Consider the following 23,104-nt stretch of genomic DNA (forward strand, 5'->3'; position numbering starts at 1 on the left):
CTCGGCTTCCGCAACCTCGCGAACTACACAGCCAGGAGCCTGCTCGAGGCCGGAGGTTTCAGACCCTCGCTACACCCTTGATTCCGAAGAGCCGCACAACCTTGGATTGACGTGTGATCCGATCGGCGGTCTGGTGCAGGTCCCGTGCATTGAGCGGAACGCGATCGCGGCGGCGAAGGCGATCAACGCCGCGAAGATGGCGCTCTGGGGCGACGGGTCCCACCGGGTGTCGCTGGACGAGGTGATCGTGACCATGCGTGAGACCGGCAAGGACATGAGTTCTAAATACAAGGAAACGGCGATGGGCGGCCTCGCCGTCAACGTCGTCGAATGCTGAGAGCCCCAGGGAACCTTCAGTTGTGGACCGCAGCCCACCAGTTCAAAGTGGACGCGAAGACCAGCCAGGCAATGTAGGGGAGCAGCAGCAGTCCCGCGGTCCTGCTGATGGGGCCGAAATAGAGCACTGTCACCGTGACCGCGGCGATCAAGGCCACGATAATGGCCAGGGCGAGCCATAGCGCAGCCGTACCCAAAGCGGGATAGAGGCCGAAGAACACCGGAGTCCAGGCGAGATTCAGCCCCAGCTGGACCGCGTAGGCCGTCAGCGCCGGCCTGGTCTTGGGAGCACGCTTCCGCCAGACCAGCCAGGCTGCCACCGCCATGGCTGCGTACAGCAGCGTCCACACCGGGCCGAAGAGCCAGTTCGGCGGGGACCAGGGGGCCTTGTCAGCCGTGGCATACCAACCGTCCACGTTGTCCACCGTGGAGAATCCGCCGAGTCCGGCCACCAGGAAGGAAGCCACCAGAAATCCAGCCAGCACCGCTGCCTGCACCCGCGTACTGTACGGCTGGTCCCTTCCATCCGGCGGCAATGACAACTCTTCGCGGTTCGGCTGCATGCCTCAACCCTTGCCAACCGGTCCACCCGAGTCAAGGCCACGGGGCAAAGGCAGGCACCGGCGGGCTCCTGAAAAGGGGCAGCGGCATCAGGCTTTAGACTTGAGGCTGCATGTCCGCACGCAGACACGAGTACCGAAACCGCGCACGAAACCGATTGGACACGGCCCCCTTGCGAGAATTTACCGCACGTTTTGCCACAGCCGAAGAGATTGAAAACTGGGACAAGCACGTCACGGCCAACCCCAACGGCGGCAACATGCTGCAGTCAGCCGCGTACGCGTCGGTAAAGAACGGCAGCGGCTGGAAAGTCCGCTTCCTGGTCCTCGAATACGGTGCCTCTGCCAGCTACAACCTGGTGCTCGAAAGGAGCTTTCCCCTGCTGGGCCGGCTTTGGTACCTCATCAAGGGCCCCGACCTGGAGGCGGCGGCGGACCTTCGCGCGGCGCTGGAGGCCTGCGCAGCTTTCGTGCGCGGCCGGAAGCTCAACGTCTTCACCATCAAGATCGAACCGGACATCGTGGAGTCTGAAGAGGCTCAGGCGCGCCTGTTGGAAGCGGGCCTGGTCAAGGCGCCCAACATCCAGTCCAACGACTCCACTGCGCTGCTAGATATCTCCGCCCCGGAAGAAGCAGTGTTCAAGGCCATCTCCTCCCGGGCACGTAACGCCATCCGCCGGGCCGAGCGGGAAGGCTGCGAAGTGGTCCGCCAGGAACACGGTCCGGAAACCTACCGGGCCCTCTACGACCTCATGGCGGACACCGTCAACGCCAAAGGCTCCATGCCGCTGCGCAGCTACGAGTATTACGCAGCCTTCTGGGACGAATTCTGCAACCGGGGCCAGGGCAACTTCTTCTTCACTTACGAAGACGGAAAACCCAGCGTGGGAGCCTTCGTCATCAACTACGGGGCCAAAGCGACCTACAAGGACGGCGGCTCCACCCAGAACCGCAAGCAGTACGGCGACTCGCACCTGGTCCAGTGGGCTGCCATCCGGCGCATGCAGGAACTGGGATGCAGGGAATACGACTTCTGCGGCACCCCGCCAGCCTCACTGATCAAGGACAAGAGCCACAATCTTTACGGGATGGGCATGTTCAAGACCAGCTTCACCAAAACCGTCACCGATTTTGTGGGCTGCCACGACTACGTTCTTTCGCCCGTAAAACACAAGCTCTGGGTCAAGGGAGCCGAGAAGGTGTTCCGCCGGATCGAAACTGCCCGCACCGGCCAGCAGTTCTACTGACCTGTCAGGCGGGGCCACCTGACTGCTCCGCGTCCCGCCGCCGACCCAGCCCACAGCCTGCCTCTGCCAGCCCCCATTCGTGAAGAAGGTAACCCCTTGACTGCAATTTCCGCCGCCGACCTGGAGTTCGCCGTGCTCAGCGACGCCGAATTCGAACAGTTCGCGCTGAAGCACCCGCAAAACAGCTTCCTCCAGTCCCTCGACTTCACAAGGTTCCAGCGCGCCAGGGGGCAGCAGGTTGAACTCTTCGGCGTCCGCCGCGACGGTGAACTGGTAGCGGCCGGCAAGCTGAACTACACCACCACACGCCTCGGCTACACCATCTGCGAATGCGCCAAGGGCCCCCTGATGGACTACACGGACGCTGGGCTGGTGCGCGCCGTCGTCGGACTTCTCCGCAAACGCGCCGTGGAACGGAAAGCCGCGGAGCTGCGGATCTCCCCGAACCTCAAGTACATTGCCCGCGACGCCGATGGCGCGGAACACCCCGAGGTGGAGGACAACAGGCCGCTGGTGGCACAGCTGGGCGGGCTGGGCTTCCAGCACCAGGGGCTGGACATGAACTTCGTCAACGTGAACTGGATGTTCATCAAGAGCCTGGAAGGCGTCCAGGACGCGGAAGAACTGATCATGGGCACCAGCTACCGGACCCGGAAAGCCATCCGCAAAGCGGAAAAGAACGGTGTTTTCCTGGAACAGGCAACGCTGGAAACCCTTGACGATTTCTACGGCGCCCTGAGCCGGGCCGGCGACGAAAAGGGTTTCGTCTACCGCGAACGCGCCTACTACGAACAGCTGCTCCGCACCACCTCCGCAGAGTTCACCAAACTCATGATGGCCAAGATCGACATTCCCGCCTACCGGAAATCCATTACGGACCGGCTTGCCGAGGAATCGGCCACCGCGGCCGAACTGCGCCGCGAAGTGGAAGAGACAGGCAGCAAGAAGAAGGCCAACCGGCTCAAAGTGGTCCAGGACCTGGTGGACAGCTACGAGCGAAGCCTCAAGGACATCGAACGCTTTCCGGATTCCGTTGGCGTGGCCACCGTGGCCGCCATCCACTTCGTCTGCTACGGCGACGAGGTGGTCTGCGTCATCGGCGGCACCGTGCAGGACTACATCTACTTCAACGGCGCCACGTCGCTGTACTGGGGAATGATGCTGCACGCCCTTGAGAAGGGCTACCCGCGATACAACTTCTACGGCACGTTCGGCATCTCCGGCCAGGACGAGGAAGGCCACGGCGGCTACGAGTTCAAGAAGGGCTTCGGCGGGGAAGTGGTCCAGCTCGTGGGCGACTTTGTGATGCCCGTCCGCCCGGCCGTGTTCCGTGCCCACAAGCTTGCCCGCGCGGCAGCAGGCGCCGCCCGCCTCCTGCTGGGCAAACTGCCCCTGCGGCGCTCCGCCTGACGCGCTCCGCGGGACACGCACTGCACATCACCATCACGGGAGGAGGGACCCATGACCGACCGGCCTGACCATCCCGGCGGCGGATCACCGAAAGCAACGCCGCGCACCGACGGCCTGCCCAAAACCGAGCCGCTGACTCCCTCCCAAGTACGGCAGAACGCAGCTGCGAGAAGGATGCTGCGGCGCCTGGTCCAGGGTGAGAACCCGCCCACGGCTCCCATGAGCATCGTGGACAGGCTCACCGGCAGCCCCTACGCAAACCCCATGATCCAGGTTGGCGGCGTGGACACGTCCGCCCGGAAGACCCTGGATTTTGCGCTGCACCTGGCCGAGACCATGTTCCGCTACGGTGCAGGAGCGCTCGAGGTTGAAACCAGCATCATTGCCGTCACGGCGGCGCTGGGCCTGAAGAACATCGAAGTGGACATCACCAACCAGTCGGTGGGCATCAACTACGCCCCCAAGGACCAGACGCCCATCGCGCTGCTGCGGGTGGTCCGGTCCTGGACCAACAACTATGCGGGCCTCGCGAAGGTCCATCAGCTGGTGACGGACATCGTTGCCGGGGGAGTGGGGCGCGATGAAGCGATCCGCAGGCTTGACGAGGCAATCACGAGCCCCAAGCCTTTCCCCCGGTGGATGGTGACGGCCGCGTTTGGGATTTTTGCCGCAGCGTTCGTAGCCGTGCTGGGCGGCGGGCCGGTGTCCTCCGTCATAGCGTTCGCCGTCAACATCGGAGTGAGCCTGCTGGCCCGCCAGCTGGGCCGGTGGCGGGTGCCGGACTTCTTCACCACCGCCAGCTGTTCCTTCGCCGTCACCCTGCTTGCCCTGCTCCTGTGGCAGTTTGGGCTGACAACCTCGCCAGCCATCGTGGTGGTGGGGGGAATCCTGCTGCTCCTGCCCACGGGCCGGTTGGTCTCCTCGGTGCAGGACGCCATCAACGGTTTCCCTGTAACCGCAGCGGGGCGGTTCCTTTCCACGCTTCTGACCTTTGGTGCGCTCGTGGCGGGCATCGCGGTCGCTTTTGTGGCGGGCCAGCTGACGGGCATGCAGGGCATCGATGTGACGCAGACCTTCCCGCCGGCCTACGACCTGTGGGTCCTGGTAATTCTTGTGGCAGTGGCGGTGATGGCCATCGGTGTCACGGAACAGACCACCTGGCAGCTCCTGCTTCCCACGGCGGCAGTGGGGGTCGCAGGTTACCTCGTCCTGTTGGGCGGCGGCCTGCTGGGCATCGGCGACCGGTTCTCGCCGGCCCTGGCTGCCGTGGCGATCGGCCTGCTGGCCCGGGTGGTCGCCTTGCGGATGGGCGCACCCCAGTTGGTGGTAGCAGTGCCCGCGGCACTGATCCTGCTGCCCGGCCTGACCATCTTCCGGTCGATGTATGTGCTGACCATCGAGGAGGCCGAGATCCTGCTCGGCGCCGGCGGGATGCTCAACGCCGGCGCCATAGTCCTGGGGACTGCCGGCGGGATCGTGCTGGGGGATACCTTGGCGAGGCCGCTGACCCGCAGCCTGGCCAGCAACGAGCGCCGGCGGGCCCGCCGCCGCTGACCGGGCCCGGCTGCCTAGATTTGCCCTACGGGCAGTTTCTTCTCTGCCTGGAAAGCGTCCTCAACGCGGCCCTTGGCCCAGTACCCGGACAGGGACACCTGCTTGCGTTCCAGGCCGCGCTGGACGAAAAAGACATCGCGGAGCGCCTTCATGTACCCCCGCTCGCCGTGGGCAAAAACGTCCACTCTGCCGGCGGGCCAGTCAGCGGCGGCGACGGCCTGCACCAGGAGGCTGCTTTCGCCTGCCGGAACGCCACGGCGGAAGAGCCAGTGCAGTTCCAGTCCGGCCGGGGCGGCAATCGGTTGGATGTCGGCCTCGGAATCAACCTCGAGGAAAGCGGCGCCGGCCGCTTCCGCCGGGAGGGATTCGATGCAGGCGGCAATGGCCGGCAGGGCTGCCTCGTCACCGGCGAACAGGTACCAGTCAGCTTCGGGGTCCGGGTTGTACGCCCCGCCCGGGCCGGTAAAGGTCAGGGTGTCTCCCGGCTGGGCCCTCGCCGCCCAGGGCCCCGCCAGCCCTTCGTCGCCGTGGACCACAAAGTCGATGGCAAGTTCCTGTGCCCCGGTATCCACCCAGCGAAGGGTGTAGGTGCGCGTAAAAGGCCATTGTTCCCGGGGCATGGTCTCGCGGATGCTCCACAGATCAAGGGGGACGGGGTACTGGACACCTGGCTGCGGGAAGACAATCTTGACGTAACGGTCAACAAAGCCGTTGTTGACGAAATCGGCAAAACCGTCGCCGCCCGCAACAATCCGCACCATATGCGGCGCCAGTTGTTCGCGGCGCACCACCGTGAGGTTGACCTGGGGGCGGCTTTTCTTGCTGGCGCTGGTGGCGGCGGGAACAATGCTCATAAGGCAAGCCTAAGCTAGGGTACTGCCGGGAGCTCCCAGGTTACGCCGGCTGCCCCCTGCTCCCGCAGGAGCGCGTTGACGCGGCTGAAGGGTCGGGAACCAAAGAAACCCCGTGAAGCCGACAACGGGCTGGGGTGCGCGCTGGACACCGAGGGGACGCCAGGCAGCAGCGGGCGGACGCTCTCGGCGTCCTTCCCCCACAGGACCGCGACCAGAGGCAGGGGTGACCCGTCCGGTGCCCGCCGCGCGCCCAATGCCTGCACTGCCGCCGTCGTAATTTCTTCCCAGCCCTTCCGCCGGTGGGACCCTGCCGACCCTGCACGGACCGTCATCACGCGGTTCAGGAGCAGTACCCCCTGGCCGGCCCACGCAGACAGGTCGCCGTGCACCCTCGGCGGGATTCCCAGGTCTGCCTCGAGCTCGCGGTAAATGTTCGCGAGGCTCCGGGGAATGGGCCGGACGTGCGGATCCACGGAGAAGGACAGCCCCACTGGGTGCCCCGGCGTGGGGTACGGGTCCTGTCCCACAATCAGCACCTTCACCTCCGCAAGGGGCTGGCGGAAGGCTCGCAGGACGTTCGACGGCGCCGGGAGGACCTGGTGCCCGGCTGCTACTTCATCGGCGGCGAACCGAAGAACGGCGCGCAGTCCGGCGTCCACGTCCGAGAGTGCCGCGGCCCAGTCCGGTGCCATCAGCTCTGCCAGCGGAAGCCGGGCCTGGGCGGCGAAGCCCGTGGTGCCGGTCGGTTCCTGCTCCAGCTCAAACAAGGCGTCGGATTCAAACATCAGTCCATTCTTGCAGGCGGCAGGAGGCGCCGGCTGTGCCTGCGCCTCCTGCGCGGCTCAGCTACAGCGCAAATGACAATGGTGTTGTTCGTCCGTAGCATGGGGGTCAGACATTTACGTAAACCAGCTAAGGAGAGTGCGCCGTGGCGGAGCCAGCTCGGGAGCACCTGCCGGAGCAGGAACAACGGAACACCCTGTTGGCAGACTTCACGCTGCGGGAGTCGCCGCTGAGCGAGCGGGAGCAGCAGATGCTTGCCTTGGAGCGGCAGTGGTGGAAGTATGCCGGCGCCAAGGAACAGGCGATCCGGGAACTGTTCGACCTGTCCGCCACGCACTATTACCAGCTCCTCAACGCCCTGATCGACACCGAGGATGCGCTGGCGCATGACCCCATGCTGGTCAAGAGATTGCGTAGACTACGTACGTCGCGTCACCGTGCACGCACTGCACGCCGCCTGGGGTCCGACGCTTAAGACGCTCACGCTGAATCCTCAGCAGCTACACACAAGGATGTCTCTTTCCCATGACCAAATACGCCCGCGATGAATTCGACAAGGTTCCGCAGACCGCATCGCGACAAGGTGTACACCGGACAGCATCTGCTCCGCGCCGGGTCCGTCTGTGGCCCATCCTGACCGCAGGGGTTGTTGCGCTGGCCATCGGCGTGGTTTCCTTCCTGATCCTGCCTAAGCTTGGGTTCGACGGTCCTGCCACCCAGGCGGCGTCGAGCCTGGAAGCAGCGCCGCTGGCCGAAACCGGTCCGACCCCGTCCGCTGCGCCGGCCACGTCAGCAAGTCCCTCCATCGAGCCGGAGCCTTCGTCCTCTTCCGAACCGGATGCAGCGGGCAACGAGACTCCGTCCAGCCCACAGCCCACCATTCAAACGGCAGTGGTGGACAAAACCCAGGCCGTGGCCGTGTACAACGCTGCGGGAATTGCCGGGCTGGCAAGCCGTGTGGGGGGAACCGTGCAGTCGGACGGCTGGACGCTGGGCCAGGTAGGCAACTGGGCAGGGGCGCCGCAGCAGGGCTCCGTCATCTTCTACGCGGGAGCAGCGCAGGAGGCCAGTGCGCAAGCTCTCGCTGAACTCCTGGGCGTTCCGGCCGTAGTGGAGAGCGCCGAATTCCAGGTTCCCCTGGTGGTGGTTCTCGGCCCCGGATACCAGTAGCGCCGGGCTTCCCAACAAACACTTACGTCACATCCTCCCCCGCCAGGGCCAGGGGTTACGCCTGAATAACGTTTGCCGCCGGCCATGCAGTGCCCCGGCGCTGCCGGTGCGCATTGGCTAAAGTGAATTCCGGGCTTCGAGTCACGGCGGCACCGGCGGAACACCCCGCACCTAACGGAAAGAGTGGTCATCATGGCACGAGGAACCGTCAAATGGTTCAACGCGGAAAAAGGCTACGGCTTCATCACCGTTGACGGCTCCGGGGACGACATCTTTGTCCACTGGTCCGCCATCCAGGGTGAGGGCTACCGTGCGCTGGATGAAGGCCAGCGTGTGGAACTTGAAGTCGGCGAAGGCGAGAAAGGCCCGCAGGCCGAAAGCGTCCGGCCGGCCGAGTGAAGCACCCGTTTTCTTCCGCTGCCGCCATCCGCCCGTTGTTCGCCGCAGCCCTCTGCGGCACGCTGGCCCTGACCGCCTGCTCCGGAGTGACTGGAAATGCGCGCACGGAGCCGGCGGAGGCCTCGGGGGACGGCACGCTAAGGGTTGGCCTGATCCTGGACAACGCCGGTGCCAACGGCTTTCTGAACGGTCCCCAACGGGCGGCCGCCAAGCTCGCCGTCAAGGAGATCAACGCCGCCGGCGGGCACAAGGGCCGTCAGGTGGAACTCCTGCCTGTTGAAGCCGGCGTGGACACAGCGTCCCAGGCGCAGGCGCTGGTCCAGGCCAAGGCGGATGTAGTCATCGGCCCCACGGACTCCAGCCATGCCGCTGCGGCCGTCGATATCCTCTCCAGGGCGCGGACTCCGCTGATCTCCCCTGCCAACACCGCGGCCGCGCTCAGCAGCATTGCCAGCGGCGGATACTACTTCCGGACGGCCGCCGCCGACGTCGCGCAGGGACCCGTGCTGGCCAAGCTCGCCAAGGACGCCGGAGCCGCCACTATCTCGGTGGTATACCAGGAAGGTGCCTACGGCGGCGATGTCTCCGCGGCCGTCTCCGCGTCCGCTGAGCAGGCGGGACTGGATGTGCTGGCAGAAGTTGGATTCACGCCGGGCGAAGCGGGGGCTGCCGCGGCCGCAATCCGCGAGGCGCAACCGGACGCCGTCGTCCTGATAGCCCGTGACGGCGCCCAGGGCGCCCTGGCTGAGCTGAACAACGCAGCCCTCGCGGGTTCGAGGCTTATTCTGAGCGACGGCGCCTTCAGCCGGTATGGCTCGAGGCTGGGAACCAAAGCCATGGACGGTGCACGGGCGGTAGTCCCGGGGCAGCTTCCCTCAGCAGAGTTCCAGGACAGGCTGCTGGGTATCGATCCGGCCCTGAAAGACGTGTCCTTCGCGGCCGAGACGTACGACGCCGTGACCCTTGCCGCGCTCGCGGCGGCAAGGGCTGAGGATGATGCCGGGCGTTCAATCGCTGCAGCGCTGATCGCAGTGTCAGGCGGCACCGCCGACAGCCCGGACGCAGCCGGAACGGCGCCCTGCACCAGCTACAAAGACTGCCTGGAAGGCAAGGCATCCGGTGCGGACATCAATTACGACGGCGAATCAGGCCCTGTCGCGTTCGATGCCAACGGTGACATCACCTCAGCCACCTTCACGGTGTTCACGTATGGCGCCGACAACATTCCCACGGCCACCGGCGTAGAAACGGCAGGCCGCGCCGCCGGCTGATCGCCCTCGGCGAAGACGCCCCCGCCAGGGCGATTTGCACTGCTTATTCGCTTGCACTCTCACGTGGGGAGTGCTAATTATTGAGTTAGCACTCTGACGTACCGACTGCTAAGCAAAGCGTGGCTTCGGCCAGCGGCGCCGGCACCGGTCGAGGAGCGAAGAAACACCTAACTGGAGTGAGACCCTCACCCGAAGGCATACAGAGGCCGCCGGCAAACGGGTCGTCCGTCGCGGGCACTGCAGCGAAGGTTCATTCTTAACGACTGTCCCGAAAGGACTACTGCCGTTATGGCCAAGATCATTGCATTTGATGAAGAGGCACGCCGCGGCCTTGAGCGGGGCCTGAACATCCTCGCCGACGCCGTTAAGGTCACCCTCGGCCCGCGTGGACGCAACGTCGTCCTCGAAAAGAAGTGGGGCGCCCCCACGATCACCAACGATGGTGTTTCCATCGCCAAGGAGATCGAGCTGGACGATCCTTACGAGAAGATCGGCGCCGAGCTGGTCAAGGAAGTTGCCAAGAAGACTGACGACGTTGCTGGCGACGGCACCACCACGGCTACCGTGCTGGCACAGGCCCTGGTCAAGGAAGGCCTGCGCAACGTTGCCGCCGGCGCCGACCCGCTGTCCCTCAAGCGCGGCATCGAGAAGGCCGTTGACGCCGTCACCGCCGAACTGCTGAACTCCGCCAAGGAAATCGAAACCAAGGAAGAGATCGCAGCAACCGCCTCCATCTCCGCCGGTGACGACGAAATTGGTGCGCTGATCGCCGAAGCCCTGGACAAGGTGGGCAAGGAAGGCGTCATCACGGTCGAGGAGTCCAACACCTTCGGCCTGGAGCTCGAGCTCACCGAAGGCATGCGCTTCGACAAGGGCTACATCTCCGCCTACTTCGTCACGGACACTGAGCGCCAGGAAACGGTCCTCGAGGATCCGTACATCCTGATCGTCAACTCCAAGATCTCCAACGTCAAGGAACTGGTTGCTGTCCTGGAAAAGGTCATGCAGTCCAACAAGCCGCTGCTGATCATCGCTGAGGACATCGAGGGCGAGGCCCTGGCCACCCTGATCGTCAACAAGATCCGCGGCACCTTCAAGTCCGTCGCCGTCAAGGCTCCGGGCTTCGGCGACCGCCGCAAGGCACAGCTTGCCGACATCGCCGTCCTCACCGGCGGCCAGGTCATTTCCGAGGAAGTGGGCCTCAAGCTGGAGAACGCCGGCCTGGAACTCCTGGGCCAGGCCCGCAAGGTTGTTGTCACCAAGGACGAGACCACCATCGTCGAAGGTGCCGGCGACGCCGACCAGATCGCAGGCCGCGTGTCCCAGATCCGCGCCGAGATCGAGAACTCGGACTCGGACTACGACCGCGAGAAGCTGCAGGAACGCCTGGCCAAGCTGGCCGGCGGCGTTGCAGTCATCAAGGCCGGTGCTGCCACCGAGGTTGAGCTCAAGGAACGCAAGCACCGCATCGAGGACGCAGTCCGCAATGCCAAGGCTGCAGTTGAAGAAGGCATTGTTGCCGGTGGCGGCGTGGCCCTGATCCAGGCCGGAGCCAAGGCATTCGCCAACCTTCAGCTGTCCGGCGACGAAGCAACCGGGGCGAACATCGTCCGCGTTGCCATCGACGCTCCGCTGAAGCAGATCGCCTTCAACGCAGGCCTCGAGCCGGGCGTGGTTGTGGACAAGGTCCGCGGCCTGCCCGCAGGCCACGGCCTGAACGCAGCAACCGGCGAGTACGTCGACCTGCTGGCTGCCGGCGTCAACGATCCCGTCAAGGTAACCCGCTCTGCCCTGCAGAACGCGGCTTCCATCGCCGGCCTGTTCCTCACCACCGAAGCAGTGGTGGCTGACAAGCCCGAGAAGAACGCTGCCCCCGCAGGCGGAGACGACATGGGCGGCATGGGCGGCATGGGCGGCTTCTAAGCCTTCCATGCCGGGACCTGTCCCGCTGCACACAAATGCGGCCCCCTCTCCGGAGGGGGCCGCATTTGTGTTTACCGCGGGCTGTTACTACTTGGCGCTGGCCAGCATCCCTTCAACTTCCTTCTTGAAGGCTTCAGCTGCGGCCTGGGGGGTAAGGCGGTCATAGAGGACCTCATCGGTGTAGCGCTTGATGACGTTCTGCACGCTGCCTGCGCCCACCGGCGGGACCGGTGGCGCCTCCTTGATATCGGGGGCAATGTCCTTCAGGAAACCCACCACCGTGGTATCGGCAGGCTTCAGGGACGGCGTGATGCTTTCAACGATGTCCGTGTTGGTAGGCACGCCGCGGTCCGTCATCAGGATTGCCCCGGCCTCCGGGCTGTTGGCCAGGTAGTTGATGAAGGTGGAAGCGGCTTCCGGATGCTTGGAGCGTGACGAGGCGGACCAGAACATGGTGGGCTTGTAGTACATCCCGTTCTCAGCCGCTGAACCGTCGATGCTGGGTGCCCGGAGCATCTTGATACTGCTCCCGGTGGTGGATTCGAGGGATCCGAGCTGGTTGGTCCACCACCACGCCATGCCCACCCTGTTGGTGCCGAAGAGGCTTTCCTCGAGCCCGGCGCCGGAGTCTTCTGTGGCCACCGTGGCCGGTGGGCTCGCCTTGGAATCGCGCTGTTCCTTCAGCCGCTCCCAGAAGGATGCTGCGGTGGCGGTATCGAAGTCGAGCTTGCCGTCCTGGGAATACAGGTTTTCCCCATGCTGGCGCAGCCAGATGATCAGGTCTGCTTCATTGCTGCCGTACGCGGCGCCGTAGTTCTTGCCGTCTCCGGCGGCGCTGATCTTCGAGGCTGTTTCCATGAAGTCGTCCCACGTCCAGGTGGTGTCATCCGGGATGGGAACATTCGCAGCTTCGAAAACCTTGGTGTTGGCCATGATGACGTAGGCGTTCTGGCCGGTGCTCAGTCCGTACTGGGCGCCGTCATACTGGCCCGAGGCCAGTGCTTCCTTGTCAAGTTTCGAAGTATCGATGCCTTCCTGCTTGGACAGGTCAAGGAGCGCCCCGCGCCCGCCGTATTCCGCGATGTACTTCTGGTCCATCTGGATGACGTCCGGTGCATCGTTGGCAGCAGTCTTGGTGGCCAGCTTGTCCCAGTAGCTGCCCCACTCGCCGGGCTCGGACTCAATCTTGATGTTTGGGTGTTCCGCCTCGAAGGTGTCGATCACCTTTTCGGTCTGGGCGTTGAGGTACTCGTTTCCCCACCAGGCAAACCTGAGGGTTACTTCCTCGTTGCTCTCCGAGCCTGAGGAGGTGCCGCAGCCTGTGGCGAGGAGGGAAAGCGCAACTGCTGCTGCGCCGAGCTGGAATTTCCTCCGGCTGAGGGTTGGGATCGTCATTGATGTGCCTTCCTGGTGCTGAGGGCGCTTCCCGTCGGCTGCCGCTGCATCTGTGTACATCGGGCGAATGAGAAAACGCTTTCTCGTTTCAATACAGCGATTCTGCCTGTCCCGCTCCGTCCGCGTCAAGTACTTTTGGTAACCGCTTTCCAGGCGATGACAGGGGGCCGGTCTCCGGTTTGTCATGGCCGTCTGGCAGGATGGACCGGTGACGATAACTGCAGCGGCTGACGGCTCGGCCTTGGGAAACCCCGGTCCGGCCGGCTGGGCCTGGTATGTGAATGACGACTGCTGGCGTGCGGGCGGGTGGCCCCATGGGACAAACAACCAGGGCGAACTGATGGCGGTCCTGGACCTGTTGCGCGCCACGGCCCACCTTCCCCAGGAGGACCTTCACATCCTGTGTGACAGCCAGTACGTCATCAATTCGATTACCAAGTGGATGCCGGGGTGGAAGCGGAAGGGCTGGCGCAAAGCCGACGGCAAGCCGGTCCTCAATGTGGACCTCCTCAAGGAACTGGACCGGGAGCTTGCCGGCCGGAAGTACACCTTCGAGTGGGTGAAGGGGCATGCCGGGCATGACCTGAACGAGGCCGCCGACGAACGTGCCAGGGCCGCCGCAACGGCCTACCAGCAGGGCGTGGCTGCCCGTTCAGGGCCAGGATATCCCGGGGCCCACCATGCCCACCCGGCGCCGGCAAAGCAGGAAACCCGAAGCGCACCGCTGCAACCAGAAAAACAGGCAGTGGCCTACGAGGAACCGGACCTGTTCAGCCAGCTGGATAACCGCGGGTTCGATGAGCCTGGGACTGCCGCAAAAGCAGCTGAAGCCCCGCCTGAGGCCATCGTGGAGGAACTTGAACGGGAGCTGCTGGGGCCGCTGGTTCGCGGGGATATCGGCCGGACAGCGGTCCTGCTCCACCCCGACTTCACGGAGATCGGCAGTTCGGGCAGGATGTGGACCCGGGACGCCATGATGATGGCCCTCGAGGAGGACCCTGGCGAGCGTACGGACATTGAGATCCTGGACGCGGAACGCATCGGTGCGGAGGCGGTCCTCCTTACCTACCGCAGCTATGCACGCTCCGGCACCACTCTGCGAAGCTCACTGTGGGTGCTGGATGGCGGCCGGTGGCGGCTGCGGTTCCACCAGGGCACACCCGAAGCCTAGCCACCGCTCAGCTGAACCGCTGGGTATTCCCCTGCTCCGCCTGCGCGTAGGTTGCCGCTGCTGAGGCAAGCGCCGTGTTGATGGATGCAAGTGAGGCTTCCACCCGTCCCTGCGTAAGGGTCCATTCAGTGATGAGTGCCTGGAAGTTTGTGGCGGCAGAGCCCCGCCACGAACCCTGGAGTTCGTCCAGGCCTCGTTTCATGGCCTGGACGTCGGCGCTGATTCTGTCCACCGTGGCCTGGACGCTGGCGGACTTCAGCTGAAGGAGTTCGGTATCGACCGAGATGATGCTCATGGTGGTGCCTCTCGCTGTGCGGCAACTTGCGCCTGCGGGCCCGGCCGGTCCGGCCCCTTGCCCTCGAGCGTAGGTAAACTGCACCGGACGCTTCCACCGCCGGCGGCTATATGTGCATAACTTCGCCGCCGTTGCCCTTCTTCTCGTCCACGCGGTCCGCTGCCATGCGGCTCTCATCCACGCCCATTCCCGAATCCGGAACGTCGTCACGCTGCGGGAGGCTGACCACAAGGGTGGCGCCGCCGCCGTCGGTCTTTTCAACCCGAACGCTGCCGCCGTGGGAGCCCACGATCGCGGCAACGATGGCGAGTCCCAGCCCGCTGCCTCCCGTGTCCCGCGTCCTGGACGTGTCCGCCCGGTAGAACCGCTCGAAGACCTTGGACGCGTCTTCTTCCGAGATGCCCGGACCATGGTCCCGAACTTCGATGACGGAGCGAAGCTGCCCGTCTTCCGCCGGCCGGACCCCCACCGCCAGCTCGATGGGGCTGCCCTCCGGGGTGTAACGCAGGGCGTTGCCCACCAGGTTGCCTACTACCTGGCGGAGCTTGGCTTCGTCGCCCAGGGCGGGAGCCGGTGTGGCGGGACCGCCGTCCAGCCCCGTCAGCGAAATCACGCGGGAGCGGTCGCTGGCCTGGGTATCCACTACGGCGTCGTGCGCAATGAGCTGCAGGTCCACGGGCTTTTGCTGCAGCGGACGCTGCTCATCAAGGCGGGCCAGCAGCAGCAGGTCCTCCACCATCGAACCCATGCGCTTGGCTTCGCTTTCGATCCTCCCCATGGCAGTGGACACGTCCTCCTCCGTGGCCAGCGCACCATGCCGGTACAGCTCGGAGAAACCTCTGATGGTCACCAGCGGGGTCCGCAGCTCGTGGGAGGCATCGGCCGCGAACCGCCGCATCCTCGCCTCCGACGCAGTGCGTGCCGCGAAGGCTGTTTCGATATGGGCGAGCATGGCATTCAATGACCTGCTCAGCCGCCCCAGCTCGGTGCCGGGGTTTTCGACCTCCACGCGGCGGGAGAGATCGCCCGCGGCGATTGCCGCCGCGGTCTTTTCCACCCGGGCAAGGGGCCGGAAGGAACGGGAGACGGTCCAGCTTGCAATGAGGGATGCGAGCAGCAGCGTCAGCAGACCCACTCCAGTCACCACCAGGGTGGCGTGCTTGAGGACGTCGTCCACGCTCCGCAGGGGCAGTCCGATGGCCACCACTGCAGTCGTCTGGCCGTTCTGGACGGGTACGGCGACCACCCGCCAGTTCTCGCCGTCCGTGCCGCGCACCTGGTAGGGGACCGCCCCGCGTGCCTGGGCCTGCTCCACAGAGATGGAGCTGATGTCCGGGCGGTTGTCCACATCGCCGCCGAACGGATACGGGTCTTCGCCCGGGGCGAAGAGAATCAGCGAATAATCTGTGGGGACCATTGGGTTGGTGGGAGCCTGCAGGGGCGTAAAGGAGCGCTGTTTCCGGGCCAGGTCAACAGCTGCATACAGCTTGTCGTCCACCTGCGCCTGCAGGTAACTGTGCAGCAGCGCCAACGTTCCAGCCCCGGTCACCGTCAGGGCAACTATCAGCAGCGCCATGATCATGGCCACCAGCTGCGTCCTCAGGGACGCCGACTTCCATCGCTGCAGCAAGGTCAGCGCTTTTCTGCCGTCCGGAGCACGTAGCCCACGCCGCGCTTGGTCTGGATCAGCGCGGGGGCGTCGGGATCGATGTCTACCTTCCGCCGAAGGTAGGAAATGTACGACTCCACGATGGAGGCGTCACCGTTGAAGTTGTACTCCCAGACGTGGTCCAGGATCTGCGACTTGGAGAGCACCCGGTTGGGGTTGAGCATGAGGTAGCGGAGCAGCTTGAACTCGGTGGGGGAGAGCTCGATGACGGTGCCGCCGCGGCGTACCTCGTGGGCGTCGTCGTCGAGCTCAAGGTCGTCCACGCGGATCACGGCGTCGTCATCCACCATCGGCTGCGTCCGGCGCAGGACAGCCCGGATCCGGGCCACCACCTCATCGAGGCTGAAGGGTTTGGTGACGTAGTCATCCCCGCCGACAGTGAGCCCGGTGACCTTGTCCTCGGTGTCGTCCTTGGCGGTGAGGAACAAGACAGGGAAGTGTTTCCCCGCGGCGCGGAGCCGGCGGGTAACGGTGAAGCCGTCCATGTCAGGGAGCATGACATCCAGCACGGCCAGGTCCGGGGCGTGGGCATCCGCGGCGGCAAGGGCGTCACGCCCGTTGGACGCCGAAACGACGTCGAATCCGGCAAACCGCAGCGAGGTGGAGAGCAGCTCGCGGATGTTGGGTTCGTCGTCGACAACGAGGAGCTTCGCTTCTGGACCGTTCTTGTTCATGCTTCTATCATGCTCCCAGACTCTGGGAGTTGTCTGGACGTTGGATGGAAGCCCGGTGGGGAAAGCCGAGGCCTACCAGCCCATGGTCCCCGGTTCGCCCTTGAACGGGCCGGCTACCCGGTCAGTGATCCAGCCGCCGTAGAAGCCCCCTGCCTGCGGACGGACACTCTCGCCCTCCACTTCGCAGTAGTCCATCCTGCCCGGGTACACGGCCACCCGGTCAGCCAGTGCCTCATACCCCTTTGCTGGCTCCGGGTAGAACCACGCTGCTGCTTCAGCCACCGCCCCGCCCCCTCGGACAGTGAGGTAGTGCGCCGTGCCTTTGAACTCGCAAAAGCTGGTTCCGGGTGCGGGCGCCAAAGCTCCCGGCCGAAACGCCGAGCGGGGCAGGTAGTAGACCGGCGGGTGGCTGGTTTCGAGGACCCGGAGCGAGTCAACGGTGTCGAGGATCAGTTCGCCGCCCAGGACGATGCGGATCCGTTCGGTCCCCGGCTCGACGCGCGGGGGCCGGGGGTAGTCCCACGCGGATTCCTGTCCGGGACGGGGCACATCGGGGGTAACGTTGCGGCGCATGCCTCCAGTGTGCCCGACGGGAACCCAAAACAGAGTGAGAACGTTCCGTGCTGCACTCCTTCCGCCCGGTGAAGCACGGGAATACAGTGATGGTGCCGGGCTGGCTCCGTCCCGATCCGGTATCACAGGGCCCTCCCGCCCCCGCAGATCTACGCTTGGCTGCTCCACACCACGTTTTTCAATGATTTCCGGCCCAATGAAGGGGATAAGCATCATGACTGACCTGAGTGCATCCGAAAACACCGCATCCAATGAACGCAGCATCCGTGACTGGGCGGACCTGGCAGAGGAAATGTGGTCATATCTCACCGGCAAGGGTGCCGCGATCAACTACCAGTTCGTGGACATGACCATCGAAGTGCCGCGTGACATTGGCCCCGATGCTCCGCGCGCCACCTGGAAGCTGAACGGCAGCCTGCGCGTCACAACCAGTGACAAGGATGCTGCCGGCTCCGATCTGAACCGTGGCTGACGGAGATGGCTGAATACCGCCTGGACATGGACCTGGACTTTTCCTACACAGACGGGACCGGATCGGTCACTAGGGGAAGTGCCCGGTCCTCGGGCACGGACGTCACGGTGTCCATGGACAACCTGGCACCCCTGGGAGGCGGAGGCATCCCGTCACTCGAGGAAATCAGGCCCCTGGCGGAGATGCTGGCAGGGAAGGGGCTCAGCGTCACCCTCTCCGGTCCCGACGGCAGCATCGTGAGCCTGGGCGCGGTGAAAAGCCCAGCCTCGCAGCGTCTGGTGACCCGCTCCCCGCACATCAAACTGGGCAAACTGGGAGCACTCGTGCCGATTGTCAGGCAGGGCCGGCGCAAGTCTGCGGCGGTCCCGCTGCTGCCGCCGTCCACCCCCTTGCCCCTGCTTCCCACCGTCCGGCGGAAAATCAGCCGCCGGATCACCACGACCCACTACACCCGGGGCAGCGGCCGGCCCCGGTTGATCTTCGTGCAGGACGCAGCCACATGGACCGGGCAGATCCCCCGGGAGGTAACGCTTGCGGGGGAGAAGACCACCATCGGAAGCGACCCGGGCTCCGACATCGTCCTGGACGGGCTGGAAGGGCTCCACGCCGAGATCAGGCATGACGAGCTGGACGAGTACGTCCTGGTGCCGCATGGGACTGTCAGCGGCAGCGTGGTGCAGGGCGGCCCTTCAGTGCTCCGTACAGGCGCCCGGATACAGATGGGGCAGTGGTGCCTCGCCTTCTTCCGGGAAGAATTCGCCGACCACGGGCGTCCTTACGGCGGCCGCAGCGGTGGGGAACTGGCTTACGAGCGCCCGCAGCTCGATCCGCGGACCGGAACTATGGAAAGGGACAGCTCGCGCGGCGTCACCTGACCCTGCTCTGCCTGACGGGCAATGGTCCTAGTCAGCCGTTTCCACATCCTTGGCGTCCATGATCCGGTACGCATAGCCCTGTTCCGCAAGGAACCGCTGGCGCTTGGCGGCGAACTCCTGGTCCAGCGTGTCCCGGGCCACGAGGGAGTAGAAGCGTGCCGAGCGGCCGTCCTTTTTGGGCCGCAGGAGCCTGCCCAGCCGCTGGGCTTCCTCCTGCCGGGAACCGAATGAGCCCGACACCTGGATGGCAACCGATGCCTCGGGAAGGTCGATGGAAAAGTTGGCCACCTTGGACACCACCAGGGTCTGGATTTCCCCGGCCCGGAAGGCGTCAAACAGTTTCTGGCGCACCTTCACCGAGGTGTCGCCCTTGATCACGGGTGCGTTGAGGCGCTCGCCGAGCTCATCCAGCTGGTCGATGTATTGGCCGATAACCAGCAGCTGTTCGCCGGCATGCCGGCCAACCAGCTGCTCCACCACCTGCGTCTTGGACTCCGAGGTGGCGCACAGGCGGTATTTGTCCGCGTCCTCAGCCATGGCGTAGGCGACCCGTTCGTCCTTGGGCAGGTCGACGCGGACTTCCACGCAGTCAGCAGGCGCAATGTAGCCCTGCGACTCGATGTCCTTCCAGGGGGCGTCGTACCGTTTGGGCCCGATCAGGCTGAACACCTCGCCCTCGCGGCCGTCCTCCCGTACCATCGTTGCCGTCAGGCCAAGGCGCCGCCTTGCCTGGAGGTCCGCCGTCATCCGGAAGATCGGCGCGGGCAGGAGATGCACCTCGTCGTAGATGATCAACCCCCAGTCGTGTCCGTCCACCAGTTCAAGGTGGGGGTAGAGGCCGCCGCGTTTCATGGTGAGGACCTGGTACGTGGCAATGGTCACCGGGCGGACTTCCTTGACCGCTCCGGAGTACTCGCCGATTTCTTCCTCGGTGAGGGACGTGCGCCTGAGCAGTTCATCTTTCCACTGCCGCGCGGCCACGGTGTTGGTCACCAGGATCAGGGTGGTGGTGGAGCCGGTGGCCATGGCCGCGGCCCCCACCAGGGTCTTCCCGGCGCCGCAGGGCAGCACCACCACGCCGCTGCCTCCGGACCAGAAGTTGTCGCTCGCCATCTGCTGGTATGGCCGCAGCTTCCAGCCGTCCTCATTCAGCGCGATCAGGTGCGGGGTGCCGTCCACGTAGCCCGCAAGATCCTCCGCAGGCCAGCCGATCTTCAGCAGCAGCTGCTTGAGCTGCCCACGCTGGGAGGCATGCACCACCACGGTTTCGCCGTCAATCCGGGGGCCCAGCAGCGGCTGGATCTTCTTGGCCCGGATCACTTCCTCCAGGACAGGATAGTCATCGGTCCGCATGACCAGCCCGTGCTGCGGGTCCTTTTCCAGGCGCAGCCGTCCGTACCGGGACATGGTTTCTTCGACATCGATCAGCAGCGAATGGGGTACCGGGAAGCGCGAGTACTTCAGCAATGTGTCCAGCACCTTCTCCGCATCCAGTCCGGCGGCGCGGGCGTTCCAGAGCCCCAGCGGCGTGAGCCGGTAGCTGTGCATATGCTCCGGGGCGCGCTCGAGTTCGGCGAAGGGTGCGATGGCATGGCGGGCTTCGGTGGCCAGCTTGTGATCCACCTCAAGCAAGATGGTCTTATCGCTTTGGACGATCAAAGGTCCGTCGTTCACGCCGGGAAGTCCCTCACTGGCGCAGATTCCCCTGCAGCCTCAATGTCGATGATGCGGTGGATGGACAGCACCCGTTCTGTTTCCTTGGCTGGATCAAATACCCGGACGCGTCCGCCGCTTACAGAGAGCGGAACAACCGTTTCCAGGTTGGCATTCCCCAGGCCGTCCACCACGTTCATGCTGATCCGCTGCTTGAGCCTGATGGCGCGCTGCAGGGCCTCGAGTCCCAGTTGCGTTCCCGTCTCGCCGGTGTGGTCTCCGGAGCCACCGCGGTGTCCGACGGCGGCGCCGCCCTGGCGCAGGACCGCGAGCTGGGCTTCCACCTCCTCCGTCCCGGGCGCCGTCCGCGGCGCGGTGTACACCGGGCGGGCGTCCTGGGCGGTGTGGGTTCCGCGGAGCCGGACCACGGGCTCATCCGCGCCGTCCACGGAAGGGGAGAGGCCCAGGCTGCGGAGAACCTGCGCGGTTTCCCGCGGCGGCGCGGAGGAGACCAGGACCGTGGGGGCGATCTTCTCCAGTTTCAGGGCAGCTGCCTTCGGCCCGGAAAGGAGCTCCAGCAAGGTGCCCTCGTCCTCGCTGTGGACAAAGCTGGCCGCTGTCCCCACGCGGAGCCTTCCATGACGCAGGGCTGTGTCCTCCACGAGGTATTGCAGCGGCTGGGGCACCGCGGTGGCGGAGTGCTCGCGAAGGAAGTCCATGATGCCGGCAGCGTCATATCCCGTGTCCAGGGCCCGCTTGATGGAGGCTTCCGAAAAGCGGTAGATGGTGGCCGGCCCCTGGCCTTCGGCATCAGCCAGGACCAGCAGTTTTTCGGTCAGTGCGGGGGCGAGGTACCCGGGGGCGACTGCGGTCAGGTCTGCCTGGAGCAGGACATGGCTCAAAGCCGCCGGCAGGTGTTCGCCCAGGATGGCAAGGGCGGCCTCAGGGTTGTCTTCCGCCAGCGCGCTGCCCAACTGGCTGAGGGCGCCGGAGCCCACCAGGCCCAGGAGCTCAGCCTCGCTGAGAACGCCGCGGATCATCGAGCTGAAGCGCCGTGCCATCCGCGGCTGGGCCCACTCGGCGCGCTGGAGAACCGCTGCCGCGTCCAGCACCGGGGCGGTGCCGTCCGCCGGGCCCGCCTCCACGGTCAGCTCGTGCAGGATTTCGAGGATGCGTTTGCGGACCAGCGGGGCATCAGGCCGTTGGGCTTCGGCCGACAACGCAATAATGGTGCTTCCAGAGGCGGAACGGTGCGCCGCCGGCCCGCCGCGCGAACCATTAATGGGCTGGCCCACCAGGGACGGTACCCGCTCGCTGGCCAGCCAGGCATTTACCAGCCAGAGCCACTGCTCCTGGCGCGGCAGGGCAAGCCATTCCAGCTGCGGAGGCTGGACCCAGGACGAGGAATCGACGTCCAGCCGGATCAGGCCTGCCAGCGCGGCCAGTTCCAGCAGGAGGCCCGCCTGCTGGTGGTCGATCCGCAGCAATTCGGCCAGCCGCCTCATTTCGCGCACCCCTACGCCCCCGCTGCGCAGCGTAGCCAGGGGCTGGTCCCGTACGGCGTGGAGGAGCTCGCCCATGAGCCGCAACGTTTCCGATATTGCGCTGAGCGCAGCGTTCCTGCGAAGTACCGCCGAGGTCCGGCCAAGCTCAGGGACGGGGGGCTGCAAAGTGAAATCATTGATGATCGCCCCGCCGCGCAGTGAGAGCCCCACGCTGTGGGGCAGCTCCACGTGCGCGGCGTCCAGCGGCACCAGCAGTCCGCGTGCCAGCAGCCAGTCGACGGGCCCGACGTCGGACCCCTCCGTGGTGATGGAAGCCTTGCGTTGTGCCTGGGGGACTGCGCCCATAGCCCAGTTGCGGAACCTGGCGAGCAGCGCCGTCGTCCGCTCCGGGGCAGTAGACAGGATGCTGTTGAGGGCGTCAGGAGAGGAAGTCCAGTGCTGCAGCGCAAGCGCGGCCTCCATGGGCGTGGTGGCGTCATGGATGGCCACGCCGCTGCGGTGCAGCTCGGAGACCAGCTGGACAACGCGCTGCGCGAAGGCAGGCTGCAGCCGGACGAGTTCCGTGTAGCTCCTGCCCAGCCCGGCGGGATAGATCCCCACCACGTCCTTCAAGGAACCCACTGGCAGGTAGTGGCGCTGTTTTGCCGCAGAATCCGGGGTCCCGTGCGGAGGCTCGGCGCGGTGCACCAGCGCCAGCTCCTGCAGCGTATGCAGGATCCGCTCAACCGCGGCTCCCGACGATCCCGGAATCATTTTGCGGAGTCCGGCCGCCGAGGCGCTGTGCCCGGTGTCCGTATTGGTGCACAGGTGCAGTGTTTCGAGGACCTGCATTTGTGGCCTGTTAAGCCGCTCCAGCGCACGCTGCACGCTGAGCCGGGCGCTGGCCCGCGCCGCGAGGGCACTGAAGTCGGGGACAGGCGGAGAAATGAGGTCCGGCCGGGCGTCGAACAGCGCACGCAGGGAATCGTCGCTGCGTGCCTCCAGCTCCTTGCTCAACGCACGAATGAGGGACATCAGTCCAACGTTACCGCTGGTCCGGCTTTCCTGCCCGGCGCCGCCCGGCAACGCTGTCCAGAACCAGGAAAAGCATCAGGAGGAAGGCGAGCGGCAGGCCGTAGAGCGCCGAGTACGTCACCCAGGCGGGGGCCACTGACCCCGCGAAAGCCAAAGCCATCACAGCCCCTACCGCCACCAGGGAGAGCACGGCGACAGCTGCGGCGGTGATCATCAGGGCACGCCGATAACGCGAGGGTGTCATGGACGTAACGCTACAGCTCCCGCACCCTCCGGCGTGAACGTTGCTGCACGGAGCCCT

Annotated in this window: 22 protein-coding genes and 1 pseudogene; 12 read left to right on the forward strand and 11 right to left on the reverse strand. The window is 65.3% G+C overall.

Annotated features, from left to right (window positions below; translation table 11 throughout):
* Positions 1 to 94: 94 nt before the first annotated feature.
* Positions 95 to 337: pseudogene (locus tag ACIQF4_RS13895) on the forward strand (L-serine ammonia-lyase, iron-sulfur-dependent, subunit alpha); the annotation flags it as partial.
* Between the two features lie 16 nt (positions 338 to 353).
* On the opposite strand, the gene ACIQF4_RS13900 reads toward ACIQF4_RS13895, so the two are convergent.
* Complete coding sequence (locus ACIQF4_RS13900) at positions 354 to 899, reverse strand: TspO/MBR family protein (protein ID WP_400516412.1); 546 nt, start codon at positions 897 to 899, stop codon at positions 354 to 356.
* Between the two features lie 110 nt (positions 900 to 1,009).
* On the opposite strand from ACIQF4_RS13900, the gene ACIQF4_RS13905 reads away from it, so the two are divergent.
* The 3 genes from ACIQF4_RS13905 (at position 1,010) to ACIQF4_RS13915 (ending at position 5,107) form a co-directional block, all read left to right on the forward strand.
* A complete protein-coding gene (locus tag ACIQF4_RS13905) occupies positions 1,010 to 2,143 on the forward strand; it encodes a lipid II:glycine glycyltransferase FemX (protein ID WP_400516411.1) in 1,134 nt (377 codons plus the stop codon).
* A gap of 96 nt (positions 2,144 to 2,239) precedes the next feature.
* Positions 2,240 to 3,553 (forward strand): peptidoglycan bridge formation glycyltransferase FemA/FemB family protein, encoded by a 1,314-nt coding sequence (locus ACIQF4_RS13910; RefSeq protein ID WP_400516410.1) that lies wholly within the window; start codon positions 2,240 to 2,242, stop codon positions 3,551 to 3,553.
* A gap of 51 nt (positions 3,554 to 3,604) precedes the next feature.
* Positions 3,605 to 5,107, forward strand: coding sequence for a threonine/serine exporter ThrE family protein (locus tag ACIQF4_RS13915; protein WP_400516409.1), 1,503 nt, complete (start codon positions 3,605 to 3,607; stop codon positions 5,105 to 5,107).
* Between the two features lie 14 nt (positions 5,108 to 5,121).
* Here ACIQF4_RS13915 and ACIQF4_RS13920 read toward each other — a convergent pair whose 3' ends face one another.
* Together ACIQF4_RS13920 and ACIQF4_RS13925 are read right to left on the reverse strand one after the other, a co-directional pair.
* Positions 5,122 to 5,961: a siderophore-interacting protein gene (locus tag ACIQF4_RS13920; RefSeq protein ID WP_400516408.1), complete on the reverse strand. Its 840-nt coding sequence runs from the start codon at positions 5,959 to 5,961 to the stop codon at positions 5,122 to 5,124.
* A 14-nt stretch (positions 5,962 to 5,975) separates the two neighbouring features.
* Positions 5,976 to 6,746 (reverse strand): uracil-DNA glycosylase, encoded by a 771-nt coding sequence (locus tag ACIQF4_RS13925; RefSeq protein WP_350004893.1) that lies wholly within the window; start codon positions 6,744 to 6,746, stop codon positions 5,976 to 5,978.
* Positions 6,747 to 6,889: 143 nt separating this feature from the next.
* Between ACIQF4_RS13925 and ACIQF4_RS13930 the strand changes: the two genes are divergently transcribed.
* The 5 genes from ACIQF4_RS13930 (at position 6,890) to groL (ending at position 11,507) form a co-directional block, all read left to right on the forward strand.
* Positions 6,890 to 7,219, forward strand: coding sequence for a DUF3263 domain-containing protein (locus ACIQF4_RS13930; protein ID WP_350004891.1), 330 nt, complete (start codon positions 6,890 to 6,892; stop codon positions 7,217 to 7,219).
* Positions 7,220 to 7,269: 50 nt separating this feature from the next.
* Positions 7,270 to 7,914 (forward strand): LytR C-terminal domain-containing protein, encoded by a 645-nt coding sequence (locus ACIQF4_RS13935; RefSeq protein ID WP_400516407.1) that lies wholly within the window; start codon positions 7,270 to 7,272, stop codon positions 7,912 to 7,914.
* A gap of 192 nt (positions 7,915 to 8,106) precedes the next feature.
* Entirely contained in the window at positions 8,107 to 8,313 is a 207-nt protein-coding gene (locus tag ACIQF4_RS13940; protein ID WP_146031895.1) for a cold-shock protein, read from the forward strand.
* Entirely contained in the window at positions 8,310 to 9,584 is a 1,275-nt protein-coding gene (locus ACIQF4_RS13945) for an ABC transporter substrate-binding protein (RefSeq protein ID WP_400516406.1), read from the forward strand. The genes ACIQF4_RS13940 and ACIQF4_RS13945 overlap by 4 nt, the downstream gene beginning before the upstream one ends.
* Positions 9,585 to 9,872: 288 nt before the next feature.
* Positions 9,873 to 11,507: a chaperonin GroEL gene (gene groL / locus ACIQF4_RS13950; RefSeq protein ID WP_142030283.1), complete on the forward strand. Its 1,635-nt coding sequence runs from the start codon at positions 9,873 to 9,875 to the stop codon at positions 11,505 to 11,507.
* Positions 11,508 to 11,594: 87 nt separating this feature from the next.
* On the opposite strand, the gene ACIQF4_RS13955 is transcribed toward groL, so the two are convergent.
* Positions 11,595 to 12,902: an ABC transporter substrate-binding protein gene (locus ACIQF4_RS13955; RefSeq protein ID WP_400516405.1), complete on the reverse strand. Its 1,308-nt coding sequence runs from the start codon at positions 12,900 to 12,902 to the stop codon at positions 11,595 to 11,597.
* Positions 12,903 to 13,110: 208 nt separating this feature from the next.
* Between ACIQF4_RS13955 and ACIQF4_RS13960 the strand changes: the two genes are divergently transcribed.
* Positions 13,111 to 14,073: an RNase H family protein gene (locus ACIQF4_RS13960; protein WP_400516404.1), complete on the forward strand. Its 963-nt coding sequence runs from the start codon at positions 13,111 to 13,113 to the stop codon at positions 14,071 to 14,073.
* 7 nt (positions 14,074 to 14,080) lie between these two features.
* Here ACIQF4_RS13960 and ACIQF4_RS13965 read toward each other — a convergent pair whose 3' ends face one another.
* The 4 genes from ACIQF4_RS13965 to ACIQF4_RS13980 form a co-directional block, all read right to left on the reverse strand.
* Complete coding sequence (locus ACIQF4_RS13965; RefSeq protein WP_350004883.1) at positions 14,081 to 14,368, reverse strand: WXG100 family type VII secretion target; 288 nt, start codon at positions 14,366 to 14,368, stop codon at positions 14,081 to 14,083.
* Positions 14,369 to 14,474: 106 nt separating this feature from the next.
* Complete coding sequence (locus ACIQF4_RS13970; protein ID WP_400516403.1) at positions 14,475 to 15,998, reverse strand: ATP-binding protein; 1,524 nt, start codon at positions 15,996 to 15,998, stop codon at positions 14,475 to 14,477.
* A 2-nt stretch (positions 15,999 to 16,000) separates the two neighbouring features.
* Entirely contained in the window at positions 16,001 to 16,711 is a 711-nt protein-coding gene (locus ACIQF4_RS13975) for a response regulator transcription factor (protein ID WP_350004879.1), read from the reverse strand.
* A gap of 72 nt (positions 16,712 to 16,783) precedes the next feature.
* Positions 16,784 to 17,284: a DUF427 domain-containing protein gene (locus tag ACIQF4_RS13980; RefSeq protein ID WP_400516402.1), complete on the reverse strand. Its 501-nt coding sequence runs from the start codon at positions 17,282 to 17,284 to the stop codon at positions 16,784 to 16,786.
* Between the two features lie 214 nt (positions 17,285 to 17,498).
* On the opposite strand from ACIQF4_RS13980, the gene ACIQF4_RS13985 reads away from it, so the two are divergent.
* Positions 17,499 to 17,756 (forward strand): hypothetical protein, encoded by a 258-nt coding sequence (locus ACIQF4_RS13985; RefSeq protein WP_066273863.1) that lies wholly within the window; start codon positions 17,499 to 17,501, stop codon positions 17,754 to 17,756.
* A gap of 5 nt (positions 17,757 to 17,761) precedes the next feature.
* Positions 17,762 to 18,631, forward strand: coding sequence for an FHA domain-containing protein (locus ACIQF4_RS13990; protein ID WP_400516401.1), 870 nt, complete (start codon positions 17,762 to 17,764; stop codon positions 18,629 to 18,631).
* Between the two features lie 27 nt (positions 18,632 to 18,658).
* On the opposite strand, the gene ACIQF4_RS13995 is transcribed toward ACIQF4_RS13990, so the two are convergent.
* From ACIQF4_RS13995 to ACIQF4_RS14005, 3 genes are read right to left on the reverse strand one after another with little or no spacing between them, the layout of a single operon-like run.
* Positions 18,659 to 20,305, reverse strand: a complete 1,647-nt coding sequence (locus ACIQF4_RS13995; protein WP_400516400.1) for a DNA repair helicase XPB — start codon at positions 20,303 to 20,305, stop codon at positions 18,659 to 18,661.
* Positions 20,302 to 22,803, reverse strand: coding sequence for a helicase-associated domain-containing protein (locus tag ACIQF4_RS14000; RefSeq protein ID WP_400516399.1), 2,502 nt, complete (start codon positions 22,801 to 22,803; stop codon positions 20,302 to 20,304). The genes ACIQF4_RS13995 and ACIQF4_RS14000 overlap by 4 nt, the downstream gene beginning before the upstream one ends.
* Before the next feature lie 10 nt (positions 22,804 to 22,813).
* Complete coding sequence (locus ACIQF4_RS14005; RefSeq protein ID WP_350004869.1) at positions 22,814 to 23,047, reverse strand: hypothetical protein; 234 nt, start codon at positions 23,045 to 23,047, stop codon at positions 22,814 to 22,816.
* Positions 23,048 to 23,104 lie beyond the last annotated feature (57 nt).

The organism is Pseudarthrobacter sp. NPDC092202 (assembly GCF_044755505.1).
GTDB lineage: Bacteria > Actinomycetota > Actinomycetes > Actinomycetales > Micrococcaceae > Arthrobacter.

Excerpts from the sequence above, each read along its gene's own strand:
- ACIQF4_RS13900 (WP_400516412.1), bottom strand. The coding sequence starts at position 899 with ATGCAGCCGAACCGCGAAGAGTTGTCATTGCCGCCGGATGGAAGGGAC.
- ACIQF4_RS13905 (WP_400516411.1), top strand. The coding sequence starts at position 1,010 with ATGTCCGCACGCAGACACGAGTACCGAAACCGCGCACGAAACCGATTG.
- ACIQF4_RS13915 (WP_400516409.1), top strand. The coding sequence starts at position 3,605 with ATGACCGACCGGCCTGACCATCCCGGCGGCGGATCACCGAAAGCAACG.
- ACIQF4_RS13920 (WP_400516408.1), bottom strand. The coding sequence starts at position 5,961 with ATGAGCATTGTTCCCGCCGCCACCAGCGCCAGCAAGAAAAGCCGCCCC.
- ACIQF4_RS13925 (WP_350004893.1), bottom strand. The coding sequence starts at position 6,746 with ATGTTTGAATCCGACGCCTTGTTTGAGCTGGAGCAGGAACCGACCGGC.
- ACIQF4_RS13935 (WP_400516407.1), top strand. The coding sequence starts at position 7,270 with ATGACCAAATACGCCCGCGATGAATTCGACAAGGTTCCGCAGACCGCA.
- ACIQF4_RS13940 (WP_146031895.1), top strand. The coding sequence starts at position 8,107 with ATGGCACGAGGAACCGTCAAATGGTTCAACGCGGAAAAAGGCTACGGC.
- groL (WP_142030283.1), top strand. The coding sequence starts at position 9,873 with ATGGCCAAGATCATTGCATTTGATGAAGAGGCACGCCGCGGCCTTGAG.
- ACIQF4_RS13955 (WP_400516405.1), bottom strand. The coding sequence starts at position 12,902 with ATGACGATCCCAACCCTCAGCCGGAGGAAATTCCAGCTCGGCGCAGCA.
- ACIQF4_RS13965 (WP_350004883.1), bottom strand. The coding sequence starts at position 14,368 with ATGAGCATCATCTCGGTCGATACCGAACTCCTTCAGCTGAAGTCCGCC.
- ACIQF4_RS13975 (WP_350004879.1), bottom strand. The coding sequence starts at position 16,711 with ATGAACAAGAACGGTCCAGAAGCGAAGCTCCTCGTTGTCGACGACGAA.
- ACIQF4_RS13980 (WP_400516402.1), bottom strand. The coding sequence starts at position 17,284 with ATGCGCCGCAACGTTACCCCCGATGTGCCCCGTCCCGGACAGGAATCC.
- ACIQF4_RS13985 (WP_066273863.1), top strand. The coding sequence starts at position 17,499 with ATGACTGACCTGAGTGCATCCGAAAACACCGCATCCAATGAACGCAGC.
- ACIQF4_RS13990 (WP_400516401.1), top strand. The coding sequence starts at position 17,762 with ATGGCTGAATACCGCCTGGACATGGACCTGGACTTTTCCTACACAGAC.
- ACIQF4_RS14000 (WP_400516399.1), bottom strand. The coding sequence starts at position 22,803 with ATGTCCCTCATTCGTGCGTTGAGCAAGGAGCTGGAGGCACGCAGCGAC.
- ACIQF4_RS14005 (WP_350004869.1), bottom strand. The coding sequence starts at position 23,047 with ATGACACCCTCGCGTTATCGGCGTGCCCTGATGATCACCGCCGCAGCT.